The following is a 12421-nucleotide window of genomic DNA, read 5'->3' as shown; positions in this document are numbered from 1 at the left end:
GAGGTGTACATTCTGTCCAAGGAAGAGGGTGGCCGTCACACGCCGTTCTTCAATGGCTATCGTCCCCAGTTCTACTTCCGCACGACGGACGTGACGGGCACGATCGACCTGCCGGCCGACAAGGAAATGGTTCTGCCGGGCGACAACGTCTCGATGACGGTCAAGCTGCTGGCCCCCATCGCCATGGAAGAAGGTCTGCGCTTCGCCATCCGTGAAGGCGGCCGTACCGTCGGTGCCGGCGTCGTCGCCAAGATCATCGCCTGATTTGTGTGGTAAAATCATCGCCTTTGCTGAAAATCGCAAAGGCGATGTTCATAGCAAGTAGGGTTACAGGGGTATAGCTCAATTGGCAGAGCGTCGGTCTCCAAAACCGAAGGTTGTAGGTTCGATTCCTACTGCCCCTGCCATTCACCTTGCGAGTTGCATCTAACAGCGAGCTCGCGGATTACATGTCGAATAGCAGCATAGAAACCGTCACCAGCAGTGCAGATCGGGCCAAGCTTGTCTTGGCTGTTGTCGTTGTTATTGCTGGTATTGTTGGGTTTTCCTGGTTTGGCCAATGGCCAACCGTTGCGCGTGTAGGACTCTTCATCGGCGGCCTCGTGCTGGCTGCGCTGATCGCCTGGACCAGTGAGCCGGGCAAGCGTACGTTGAGTTTTGCTGGCGCTTCCTACAACGAAGTCAAGCGCGTCACCTGGCCGACCCGCAAGGAAACCATGCAGATGACTGGCGTGGTGTTCGGTTTCGTGTTCGTCATGGGTGCTTTCCTGTGGCTGCTGGACAAGGGACTCGAATGGGTCATCTACGGCCTGCTGCTGGGCTGGAAATAAGGGCGACACATGAGTAAACGCTGGTACGTGGTGCATGTCTATTCCGGCATGGAAAAGAGTGTGCACAAGGCGCTGGTAGAGCGCATCGAGCGCGCCGGGCTGCAGACCTCGTTCGGTCGCATTCTGGTGCCTTCCGAGGAAGTCGTCGAGATGCGCGGTGGCCAGAAGGCTATTTCCGAACGTCGGATTTTTCCTGGCTATGTCTTGGTCGAGATGGACATGTCCGACGAGACTTGGCATTTGGTCAAGAGCACCAACCGGGTGACCGGTTTTCTGGGTGGCACGGGTAATCGCCCGACGCCGATTTCCGAGAAGGAAGTCGAGAACATTCTTTCCCAGATGGAAGAGGGCACTGAAAAGCCCCGTCCCAAGATTTTGTTCGAAGTGGGCGAAGTCGTGCGTGTCAAGGAAGGTCCGTTTGCGGACTTCAATGGCAACATCGAAGAAGTCAACTACGAGAAAAGCAAGGTACGCGTTTCTGTGGCCATTTTCGGTCGCGCCACGCCTGTCGAGCTGGATTTCGGTCAGGTCGAAAAGACCTGAGTTTTCAACCCCGGGGAGCCTGCCGCTGATGCGACAGGCGAATGTACCCGCAAGGAGCTTCAAAAATGGCGAAGAAAATCGTCGGCTTCATCAAGCTGCAAGTGCCAGCTGGTAAGGCCAACCCTTCCCCCCCGATCGGTCCGGCGCTCGGTCAGCGCGGTCTGAACATCATGGAATTCTGCAAGGCGTTCAACGCCAAGACCCAGGGCGTCGAGCCCGGTCTGCCGATTCCGGTGGTGATCACCGCCTATGCGGACAAGAGCTTCACCTTCATCATGAAGACGCCGCCCGCGACCATTCTGATCAAGAAGGCCGCTGGTGTGCAAAAGGGTTCGCCCCGTCCCCACCTGGACAAGGTCGGCAAGCTGACCCGTGCCCAGGTCGAGGAAATCGCCAAGACCAAGGAACCCGATCTGACCGCAGCCGATCTGGATGCAGCAGTTCGTACCATCGCGGGCAGCGCCCGTAGCATGGGTATCACGGTTGAGGGGATCTAATCATGGCAAAACTGTCCAAACGCGTTGCTGCCCTGCGTCAGAAGATTGACCGTACCAAGCTGTACGCCGTCTCCGAGGCGCTGACCCTGGTCAAGGAAACCGCTACCGCCAAGTTCGATGAGTCCGTCGACGTGGCCGTGCAACTGGGTATCGATCCCAAAAAGTCCGACCAACTGGTGCGTGGTTCGGTCGTGCTGCCTGCTGGTACCGGCAAGTCGGTCCGTGTGGCCGTCTTCGCTCAGGGCGAAAAGGCTGAGGCTGCCAAGGCTGCTGGTGCCGATATCGTTGGCCTGGATGATCTGGCTGAAAGCATCAAGGCCGGCAATCTCGACTTTGACGTCGTCATCGCCTCGCCCGACACGATGCGTGTCGTCGGTGCCCTGGGTCAGGTGCTGGGTCCCCGTGGCCTGATGCCCAATCCCAAGGTCGGTACCGTGACGCCTGACGTCGCTACCGCCGTCAAGAACGCCAAGGCCGGTCAGATCCAGTATCGTACCGACAAGGCTGGCATCATCCACGCCACCATCGGTCGTGCTTCGTTCGACATCGAAAAGCTGCAGAGCAACCTGGCTGCGCTGGTTGATGCACTGAACAAGGCTCGTCCCGCAACGTCCAAGGGCGTGTATCTGCGCAAGATCGCTGTCTCCTCCACCATGGGTGGCGGCGCACGCGTTGATATCGCGTCCCTCGCATCGGGTCAATAACCCGACGCAAAACAGACTTTGGGCTGTGTTCGACGTTTTTCTAGTCGGACACTGCTGTCAAAGACCGCTGGAGCAGATGAAAATCTGCTTAATACCGAAGCCCGTATGGTTCGGATCCAGCGCAGACGGCGTCCACGGAAGATTTCTTTGTAGTACTGAAGAACTCGACCAGGTTCGCCGCATTCGGTTAACGCAAGGGAATGATCCCGAGCGTTTTTTGATGGAGTGTTCAAACCGTGAGTCTCAATCGTCAAGAGAAAGCGGTCGTTATCGAAGAAGTCGCGGCGGAAATCGCCAAGGCCAAATCGGTAGTGGTCGCAGAGTACCGTGGTCTGGACGTCGCCTCTGTCACCGTATTGCGCAAGACTGCGCGTGAATCGGGTGTGTACCTCCGTGTTCTGAAGAACACGCTGGTGCGCCGTGCTGTTGCTGGCACCTCGTTCGAGGAACTGTCCAGCCAGCTGACCGGCCCGCTGATGTATGCCATCAGCGAAGATCCGGTCGCGGCCGCCAAGGTGCTCTCCGGTTTCGCCAAAACCAACGACAAGCTGGTCATCAAGGCTGGGGCTCTGCCCAACAGCGTGCTTGACCTGGCAGGCATCAAGGCCCTGGCCGAACTGCCTTCCCGCGAAGAGTTGCTGGCGAAACTGCTGGGCACGATGCAAGCCCCGATCGCACAGTTTGCGCGTACGCTCAACGAAGTTCCCACCAAGTTCGTCCGCGGCCTCGCAGCCGTGCGCGATCAGAAGGAAGCCGCATAAGTCACGCTTACCTGCGTGGCCTGTGCAGCGGAAATCCGTTGAACGACCGAGCGATACCCAACCCTGGCATTATTCCTATCTGGAGTTCTTAAAAAATGGCACTGAACAAAGCTGAAATCCTTGAAGCCATCGCTGGCCTGACCGTGCTCGAACTGTCCGAGCTGATCAAGGATCTGGAAGAGAAGTTTGGCGTGTCGGCTGCTGCCGCCGCCGTGGCTGTTGCTGCTCCCGCCGCTGGCGGCGCAGCTCCTGCTGCTGAAGAAAAGACCGAATTCGACGTCGTCCTGGTTGAAGCCGGCGCGAACAAGGTCAGCGTCATCAAGGCCGTGCGCGAGCTGACGGGCCTGGGTCTGAAGGAAGCCAAGGACCTGGTCGATGGCGCGCCCAAGACCGTCAAGGAAGGCGCAGCCAAGGCTGAAGCCGAAGACGCCAAGAAGAAGCTGGAAGAAGCCGGCGCCAAGGTCGAACTCAAGTAAGACCTTTGCTTGGCTGCCCGGGGAGCGTTTTTGCGCCCCCCGGGCTTTTGCGTCTCCAGGAAACCTGATTATTGAGTTGGGTTCGGCCGCCCAGCCGGGTTTCCTGGAGTCGTATCCCACGGCCGTGGATTACGGTCTATGCAACCTCGAGTCGGAGTGCTCATGCCTTACTCGTATACCGAAAAAAAGCGCATCCGCAAAAGCTTCGCCCAGCGTGAAGATATTCAGAATGTACCTTATCTGCTGGCGACGCAGCTGCAATCCTACAGGGATTTTCTGCAGGCCGACATGCTGTCGTCGGATCGCAAGGATGAAGGGCTTCAAGCGGCATTCACATCCATTTTCCCGATCGTCAGCCACAACCAGATGGCGCGTCTGGAGTTCGTCAACTACGTATTGGGCGATCCGGTATTCGACGTTAAGGAATGCCAGCAGCGCGGCCTGACCTTCGCGTCGCCGCTGCGTGCCAAGGTGCGTCTGGTCCTGATGGACCGCGAAGTCAGCAAGCCGACCGTCAAGGAAGTGAAGGAACAGGAAGTCTACATGGGCGAACTGCCCCTGATGACCGAAAACGGTTCCTTCGTGATCAACGGTACCGAGCGCGTTATCGTGTCGCAGCTGCACCGTTCGCCCGGCGTGTTCTTCGAGCATGATCGCGGCAAGACCCACAGCTCCGGTAAGCTGCTGTTTTCGGCTCGCGTGATTCCCTATCGCGGCTCCTGGCTCGATTTCGAGTTCGATCCCAAGGATATCCTGTTCTTCCGCGTTGACCGTCGCCGCAAGATGCCGGTGTCGATCCTGCTGAAGGCTATCGGCATGACGCCGGAAACCATCCTGGCGCACTTCTTCGATTTCGACAACTTCGAACTCAAGTCCGAAGGCGCGCTGATGGAGTTCGTCTCCGAACGCTGGAAGGGCGAGGTTGCACGTTTTGATATTACCGATCGCAGCGGCAAGGTGCTGGTCGAGCAGGACAAGCGCATCAATGCGCGTCATCTGCGCGACCTGAGCAACGCCGGCATCGAACGTATCTCCACGCCGGAAGATTTCCTGCTGGGCCGCGTACTGGCCAAGAACGTCATCGATCCCGAAACCGGTGAGCTGCTGGCCGCCGCCAATGCCGAAATCACGGAAGGCATCCTGGCCGACCTGCGCGCCGCTGGTATTCGCGATATCCAGACGCTGTACACCAACGATCTGGATCGTGGTGCCTACATCTCCATGACGCTGCGTACCGATGACACCGCTGACCAGATGGCTGCGCGTGTGGCCATCTATCGCATGATGCGTCCTGGCGAACCGCCCACCGAGGAAGCTGTCGAAGCTCTGTTCCAGCGTCTGTTCTACAGCGAGGAAAGCTACGACCTGTCGCGTGTGGGTCGCATGAAGGTCAACAGCCGTCTGGGTCGTGGTGACGACACCAGCGGTCCGCTGACGCTGACCGACGATGACATCCTGGATACCATCAAGGTACTGGTGGACCTGCGTAACGGCATCGGCCAGATCGATGATATCGATCACCTGGGCAATCGCCGCGTCCGCTGTGTCGGCGAACTGGCCGAGAACCAGTTCCGTGCCGGTCTGGTGCGTGTCGAGCGCGCCGTCAAGGAACGTCTGGGCCAGGCCGAGACCGAAAACCTGATGCCGCACGATCTGATCAACTCCAAGCCGATCTCGGCTGCCATCAAGGAGTTCTTCGGTTCGAGCCAGTTGTCGCAGTTCATGGATCAGACCAACCCCCTGTCCGAGATCACGCACAAGCGTCGTGTCTCGGCACTGGGCCCGGGCGGTCTGACCCGCGAACGTGCCGGCTTCGAGGTGCGCGACGTGCACCCGACTCACTACGGCCGTGTCTGCCCCATCGAAACGCCTGAAGGCCCGAACATTGGCCTGATCAACTCGATGGCGCTGTATGCCCGCCTGAACGAATACGGCTTCCTGGAAACGCCGTACCGCAAGATCGTCGACGGCAAGGTCAGCGACCAGATCGAGTACCTGTCGGCCATCGAGGAAGGCAACTACGTGATCGCGCAGGCCAACGCCGCACTCGATGGCGAAGGTCGCTTCACCGATGAACTGGTGGCTTGCCGCCAGGCTGGCGAAACGCTGCTGACTTCTCCCGAGAATGTCCACTACATGGACGTGGCACCGTCGCAGATCGTGTCGGTGGCGGCTTCGCTGATTCCGTTCCTTGAGCACGATGACGCGAACCGGGCCCTGATGGGTGCCAACATGCAGCGCCAGGCCGTGCCTTGCCTGCGTCCTGAAAAGCCTGTGGTGGGTACGGGTATCGAACGTACCGTGGCAGTCGACTCCGGTACGACCGTGCAGGCCCGCCGTGGTGGTCTGGTTGACTATGTCGATGCCGACCGTGTGGTGATTCGCGTCAATGACGACGAAAACAGCGCGGGCGAAGTCGGTGTGGATATCTACAACCTGACGAAGTACACCCGTTCCAACCAGAACACCAACATCAACCAGCGTCCGCTGGTACGCCTGGGCGACCGTGTCGCTCGTGGCGACGTGCTGGCCGATGGTGCTTCGACCGATCTGGGCGAACTGGCACTGGGCCAGAACATGCTGATCGCGTTCATGCCCTGGAACGGCTACAACTTCGAGGATTCGATCCTGATCTCGGAGAAGATCGTGGCCGAAGACCGTTACACCTCGATCCATATCGAGGAACTGACGGTCGTGGCTCGCGACACCAAGCTCGGACCTGAGGAAATCACTCGCGACATCAGCAACCTGGCCGAGCTGCAGCTCAACCGCCTGGATGAATCCGGTATTGTCCACATTGGTGCCGAAGTGCGTGCCGATGACGTACTGGTCGGCAAGGTCACGCCCAAGGGCGAGACCCAACTGACGCCGGAAGAGAAGCTGCTGCGCGCCATCTTCGGCGAGAAGGCTTCCGATGTGAAGGACACCTCGCTGCGCGTGCCTTCGGGCATGGTTGGTACGGTGATCGACGTGCAGGTCTTCACCCGTGAAGGCATCCAGCGCGACAAGCGCGCCCAGTCCATCATCGACGATGAACTGCGTCGCTATCGCCAGGACCTGAACGACCAGCTGCGTATCGTCGAGAACGATACCTTCGCTCGTCTGGAACGTTTCCTGGTTGGCAAGACCGCCAACGGCGGCCCGCGCAAGCTGGCCAAGGGTACCGAGATCAGCGCTGACTACCTGAGCGACCTGGACCGCTGGCAGTGGTTCGACATCCGCCTGGCGGATGAAGAGCATGCCGTGGCACTGGAACAGGCTCAGGAGTCTGTCGAACAGAAGCGTCACCAGTTCGATCTGGCCTTCGAGGAAAAGCGCAAGAAGCTGACGCAGGGCGACGAGCTGCCTCCGGGCGTGCTCAAGATGGTCAAGGTCTACCTGGCCGTCAAGCGCCGTCTGCAGCCTGGCGACAAGATGGCCGGCCGTCACGGTAACAAGGGTGTGGTGTCGCGCATCGTCCCGGTTGAGGACATGCCCTTCATGGCCGACGGTACCACTGCCGATATCGTGCTGAACCCGCTGGGCGTGCCGTCGCGGATGAACGTGGGTCAAGTGCTCGAGGTTCACCTCGGCTGGGCCGCACGCGGTCTGGGCGAACGCGTTGGCGAGTTGCTGCAGGATCACCAGAAGGCCGAAGCCGGCAAGGTTCGCGGTTTCCTGGATCAGATCTACAGCAGCGCTGGCGGTGTTTCGCACATCGATGAGCTGACCGACGACGAAGTCCTCGAAATGGCGCACAACCTGAAGCGCGGCGTGCCGTTTGCGACGCCAGTGTTCGACGGTGCTACCGAAGACGATATCCAGGAAATGCTGAAGCTGGCCTACCCGGATGAAGTGGCTGCCAAGCTGCAACTGACGCCTTCGCGTTCGCAGGTCACGCTGTTCGATGGTCGTACCGGTGAGAAATTCGAGCGTCCGGTCACCCTGGGCTACATGCACTACCTGAAGCTGCACCATCTGGTCGATGACAAGATGCACGCACGTTCGACTGGCCCGTACTCGCTTGTGACCCAGCAGCCGCTGGGCGGCAAGGCGCAGTTCGGTGGTCAGCGTTTCGGGGAAATGGAAGTCTGGGCACTGGAAGCCTACGGCGCATCCTACACGCTGCAGGAAATGCTGACCGTGAAGTCCGACGACATCACGGGCCGGACCAAGGTATACGAAAACATCGTCAAGGGCGATCACATGATCGACGCCGGCATGCCCGAGTCGTTCAATGTGTTGGTCAAGGAAATTCGATCGCTGTCCCTCGACATGGATTTGGAGCGTAAATAATGAAGGCGCTGCTCGACCTATTCAAGCAAGTCTCGCAGGACGACCAGTTCGATGCTATCAAGATCGGACTGGCTTCCCCCGAGAAAATCCGTTCCTGGTCTTTCGGCGAAGTCCGCAAGCCGGAAACGATCAACTACCGTACGTTCAAGCCTGAGCGTGACGGTCTGTTCTGCGCCAAGATCTTCGGACCGGTCAAGGACTACGAGTGCCTGTGCGGCAAGTACAAGCGCCTCAAGCACCGTGGCGTGATCTGCGAGAAGTGCGGTGTCGAAGTCACGCTGAGCAAGGTGCGCCGCGAGCGCATGGGTCATATCGAACTGGCCAGCCCGGTGGCGCACATCTGGTTCCTCAAGAGCCTGCCGTCGCGCCTGGGCATGGTGCTCGACATGACGCTGCGCGATATCGAGCGCGTGCTGTACTTCGAGGCATGGTGCGTGATCGAGCCGGGCATGACCCCGCTCAAGCGCGGCCAGATCATGTCCGACGATGACTTCCTCGCCAAGACCGAGGAGTACGGTGACGACTTCCACGCCCTGATGGGTGCGGAAGCCGTGCGCGAACTGCTGCGCACCATCGACATTGATCGTGAAGTCGAAACGCTGCGTGCCGAACTCAAGGCCACCACGTCGGATGCCAAGATGAAGAAGATTTCCAAGCGCCTGAAGGTGCTGGAAGGCTTCCAGAAATCCGGCATCAAGCCCGACTGGATGGTGATGGACGTGCTGCCCGTGCTGCCGCCGGACCTGCGTCCGCTGGTGCCGCTGGACGGCGGCCGTTTTGCGACCTCCGATCTGAATGACCTGTACCGTCGCGTCATCAACCGCAACAACCGCCTCAAGCGCCTGCTCGAACTGAAGGCACCCGAGATCATCCTGCGCAACGAAAAGCGCATGCTGCAGGAATCGGTCGATTCGCTGCTGGACAACGGTCGTCGCGGCAAGGCCATGACGGGTGCCAACAAGCGTCAGCTCAAGTCGCTGGCCGACATGATCAAGGGCAAGGGCGGTCGTTTCCGTCAGAACCTGCTGGGCAAGCGCGTCGACTACTCGGGTCGTTCGGTGATCGTGGTGGGCCCGCAATTGCGTCTGCACCAGTGCGGTCTGCCCAAGCTGATGGCGCTGGAACTGTTCAAGCCCTTCATCTTCAGCCGTCTGGAGCAAATGGGCCTGGCCAATACCATCAAGGCCGCCAAGAAGCTGGTCGAGCAGCATGAACCCGTGGTGTGGGATATCCTCGAAGAGGTGATCCGCGAACATCCGATCATGCTCAACCGTGCGCCTACGCTGCACCGCCTGGGTATCCAGGCGTTCGAGCCGCAACTGATCGAAGGCAAGGCCATCCAACTGCACCCGCTGGTCTGCGCGGCGTTCAACGCCGACTTCGACGGTGACCAGATGGCCGTGCACGTGCCGCTGTCGCTCGAAGCCCAGCTTGAGGCCCGCACGCTGATGCTGGCTTCCAACAACGTCCTGTTCCCGGCCAACGGCGAACCGTCGATCGTGCCGTCGCAGGATATCGTGCTGGGTCTGTACTACGCGACTCGCGACCGCATTAACGGCAAGGGCGAAGGCATGTTCTTCTCCGACGTGCCGGAAGTGCAGCGCGCCTACGACAACCGCGAAGTTGAACTGCAGACCCGCATCACCGTGCGCCTGAAGGAATACGTCAAGGACGCCGAAGGTGAATGGCAGCCGCAGATCAACCGTTACGAAACGACGGTTGGCCGTGCGCTGCTGTCCGAAATCCTGCCGCGAGGCCTGGCTTTCGAGAACCTGAACCGTGCGCTTAAGAAGAAAGAAATCTCGCGTCTGATCAACCTGTCGTATCGTCGCTGCGGCCTGCGTGCCACGGTGATTTTCGCCGACAAGCTGATGCAGTCCGGTTTCCGTCTGGCAACCCGTGGCGGCATTTCCATCGCCATGGAAGACATGCTGATCCCGGCCGCCAAGGAAGACATCCTGAACGAAGCCAGCAAGGAAGTGCTGGAAATCGACAAGCAGTATTCTTCGGGTCTGGTGACGGCGCAGGAACGCTACAACAACGTGGTGGACATCTGGGGCAAGGCCGGCGACAAGGTCGGCAAGGCCATGATGGAGCATCTGGCAACCGAGCCGGTGGTCAACCGCCACGGCAAGGAAGTACGCCAGGAGTCGTTCAACTCCATCTTCATGATGGCCGACTCGGGTGCCCGGGGTTCTGCCGCCCAGATTCGCCAGTTGGCCGGTATGCGCGGCCTGATGGCCAAGCCGGATGGCTCGATCATCGAGACGCCCATTACCGCGAACTTCCGCGAAGGCCTGAACGTTCTGCAGTACTTCATCTCGACCCACGGTGCACGTAAGGGTCTGGCTGATACGGCATTGAAGACGGCAAACTCGGGTTACCTGACCCGTCGTCTGGTCGACGTGACCCAGGATCTGGTCATTACCGAAGACGATTGCGGCACCAGCCGCGGTGTGCTGATGCGTGCTGTGGTCGAAGGTGGTGAAGTGGTCGAAGCCCTGCGTGATCGTGCGCTGGGCCGTACGCTGGTGGCTGATGTGGTCAACCCCGATACGCAGGAAACTGCCATCGAGGCCGGCACGCTGCTTGACGAAGATCTGGTGGATGAACTGGATCGCCTGGGTGTGGATGAAGTCAAGGTCCGTACGGCCCTGACCTGCGAAACCCGTCATGGCCTGTGCGCCAAGTGCTATGGCCGCGACCTCGGCCGTGGTTCGCTGGTCAACATGGGCGAGGCTGTCGGTGTGATCGCGGCACAGTCCATCGGTGAGCCGGGTACGCAGCTGACGATGCGGACGTTCCACATCGGCGGCGCAGCTTCGCGCGCAGCCATGGCCAGCAGTGTCGAAAGCAAGACGGCAGGCAACATCAGCTTTGCCAGCACGATGCGCTATGTGACCAATCCCAAGGGCGAGCGCATCACGATCTCGCGTTCGGGTGAACTGATCATCTCCGATGACAGCGGCCGCGAGCGTGAACGCCACAAGGTGCCTTACGGTGCCCAGTTGCAGGTCGGCGATGGTGACACGGTTGCAGCAGGTGCACGCCTGGCAACCTGGGATCCGCTGACCCGTCCGATCGTGTCCGAGTACACAGGTCGTGTCCGCTTCGAGAACATCGAAGAAGGCGTGACCGTGGCCAAGCAGATGGATGAGGTCACCGGTCTGTCCACGCTGGTGGTGATCACGCCCAAGACGCGTGGTGGCCGTCAGGTCATGCGTCCGCAGATCAAGCTGCTCAACGAGCAGGGCAAGGAAGTCAAGATTGCCGGTACCGACCACTCGGTGAATATCACCTTCCCGGTCGGCGCGCTGATCACGGTACGCGACGAGCAAGACATCTCTGTCGGCGAAATCCTGGCCCGTATTCCGCAGGAATCGCAGAAGACCCGCGACATTACCGGGGGTCTGCCGCGTGTGGCCGAGCTGTTCGAAGCCCGTTCGCCCAAGGATGCCGGCATGCTGGCCGATGTTACGGGTACGGTTTCCTTCGGCAAGGACACCAAGGGCAAGCAGCGTCTGGTGATCACCGATCTCGACGGCACCAGCCACGAGTTCCTGATCTCCAAGGAAAAGCAGGTCCTGGTGCACGATGGTCAGGTGGTGAACAAGGGCGAAATGATCGTCGACGGTCCGGCCGATCCGCATGACATCCTGCGTCTGCAGGGTATCGAGAAGCTGACCCAGTACATCGTCAAGGAAGTCCAGGACGTGTACCGTCTGCAGGGCGTGAAGATCAACGACAAGCACATCGAAGTGATCGTGCGCCAGATGCTGCGCCGCGTGAACATCGTCGATGCGGGCGATACCTCGTTCATTCCGGGCGAACAGGTCGAACGTGCCGAGATGCTCAACGAGAACGATCGCATGGATGCCGATGGCAAGCGCCCGGCAACCTACGAAAACGTGCTGCTGGGGATCACCAAGGCCTCGCTGTCGACCGATTCGTTCATCTCCGCGGCTTCCTTCCAGGAAACCACACGTGTGCTGACCGAAGCCGCCATCATGGGCAAGGTCGATGATCTGCGTGGTCTGAAGGAAAACGTCATCGTGGGTCGCCTGATCCCTGCTGGTACTGGTCTGGCCTATCATCAGGCTCGCAAGGACAAGGAAGCCTTCGAGGCGGCAGAGCGCGCTGCGCTGCGCAATCTCGAAAACCCGTTCGAGTCCTCTTCCAGCGCCGCCGAGAATCCCTTCGAGGAAGCTGCCGATCCGGTTGCGACCGCCGAGGGCGAGGCCGACAGCAACGAAGCCTGATATCCGAATCATGCCGGCCCCGTCAGGGCCGGTATGGGATGGGTTTCATCACCCCATGCCATGCGGCGAGTTGCCG

General features: G+C 59.9%; 9 protein-coding genes and 1 tRNA gene. All 10 read left to right on the top strand.

Features of this window, described 5'->3' with window-relative positions; genetic code table 11:
* On the top strand, nt 1-264 hold a 264-nt coding region (locus DD235_RS16440), incomplete at its 5' end, for an EF-Tu C-terminal domain-related protein (RefSeq protein ID WP_476695868.1).
* A 67-nt stretch (nt 265-331) separates the two neighbouring features.
* A tRNA-Trp gene (locus DD235_RS16435) sits at nt 332-407 on the top strand.
* Nucleotides 408-449: 42 nt separating this feature from the next.
* The gene (secE, locus tag DD235_RS16430) at nt 450-830 is read left to right on the top strand and encodes a preprotein translocase subunit SecE (protein WP_109063207.1); all 381 of its coding nucleotides are present in this window, start codon (nt 450-452) and stop codon (nt 828-830) included.
* Between the two features lie 9 nt (nt 831-839).
* Nucleotides 840-1373, top strand: coding sequence for a transcription termination/antitermination protein NusG (gene nusG / locus DD235_RS16425; protein ID WP_109063206.1), 534 nt, complete (start codon nt 840-842; stop codon nt 1371-1373).
* A gap of 65 nt (nt 1374-1438) precedes the next feature.
* Complete coding sequence (gene rplK / locus DD235_RS16420; protein ID WP_109063205.1) at nt 1439-1870, top strand: 50S ribosomal protein L11; 432 nt, start codon at nt 1439-1441, stop codon at nt 1868-1870.
* A gap of 2 nt (nt 1871-1872) precedes the next feature.
* The gene (rplA, locus tag DD235_RS16415; RefSeq protein ID WP_109063204.1) at nt 1873-2574 is read left to right on the top strand and encodes a 50S ribosomal protein L1; all 702 of its coding nucleotides are present in this window, start codon (nt 1873-1875) and stop codon (nt 2572-2574) included.
* A gap of 236 nt (nt 2575-2810) precedes the next feature.
* Nucleotides 2811-3335, top strand: a complete 525-nt coding sequence (gene rplJ, locus DD235_RS16410; protein ID WP_109063203.1) for a 50S ribosomal protein L10 — start codon at nt 2811-2813, stop codon at nt 3333-3335.
* A 95-nt stretch (nt 3336-3430) separates the two neighbouring features.
* Entirely contained in the window at nt 3431-3811 is a 381-nt protein-coding gene (rplL, locus tag DD235_RS16405) for a 50S ribosomal protein L7/L12 (RefSeq protein WP_109063202.1), read from the top strand.
* A 162-nt stretch (nt 3812-3973) separates the two neighbouring features.
* Nucleotides 3974-8086, top strand: coding sequence for a DNA-directed RNA polymerase subunit beta (gene rpoB / locus DD235_RS16400; RefSeq protein WP_109063201.1), 4113 nt, complete (start codon nt 3974-3976; stop codon nt 8084-8086).
* Nucleotides 8086-12345, top strand: a complete 4260-nt coding sequence (gene rpoC / locus DD235_RS16395; RefSeq protein ID WP_109063200.1) for a DNA-directed RNA polymerase subunit beta' — start codon at nt 8086-8088, stop codon at nt 12343-12345. Before rpoB ends, rpoC begins: the two co-directional genes overlap by 1 nt.
* Nucleotides 12346-12421: the final 76 nt, after the last annotated feature.

The sequence above is a fragment of the Corticimicrobacter populi genome, from assembly GCF_003123725.1.
Taxonomy (GTDB): Bacteria; Pseudomonadota; Gammaproteobacteria; order Burkholderiales; family Burkholderiaceae_B; genus Corticimicrobacter; species Corticimicrobacter populi.
The sequence above is the reverse complement of the archived record's forward strand: the minus strand, read 5'-3'. Positions and strand labels throughout refer to the sequence as shown.

What these genes read in the sequence shown, in the direction of transcription:
- rplL (WP_109063202.1), top strand. Translation starts at nt 3,431, where the DNA reads ATGGCACTGAACAAAGCTGAAATCCTTGAAGCCATCGCTGGCCTGACC.
- rpoC (WP_109063200.1), top strand. Translation starts at nt 8,086, where the DNA reads ATGAAGGCGCTGCTCGACCTATTCAAGCAAGTCTCGCAGGACGACCAG.
- rplA (WP_109063204.1), top strand. Translation starts at nt 1,873, where the DNA reads ATGGCAAAACTGTCCAAACGCGTTGCTGCCCTGCGTCAGAAGATTGAC.
- rpoB (WP_109063201.1), top strand. Translation starts at nt 3,974, where the DNA reads ATGCCTTACTCGTATACCGAAAAAAAGCGCATCCGCAAAAGCTTCGCC.
- secE (WP_109063207.1), top strand. Translation starts at nt 450, where the DNA reads ATGTCGAATAGCAGCATAGAAACCGTCACCAGCAGTGCAGATCGGGCC.
- nusG (WP_109063206.1), top strand. Translation starts at nt 840, where the DNA reads ATGAGTAAACGCTGGTACGTGGTGCATGTCTATTCCGGCATGGAAAAG.
- rplK (WP_109063205.1), top strand. Translation starts at nt 1,439, where the DNA reads ATGGCGAAGAAAATCGTCGGCTTCATCAAGCTGCAAGTGCCAGCTGGT.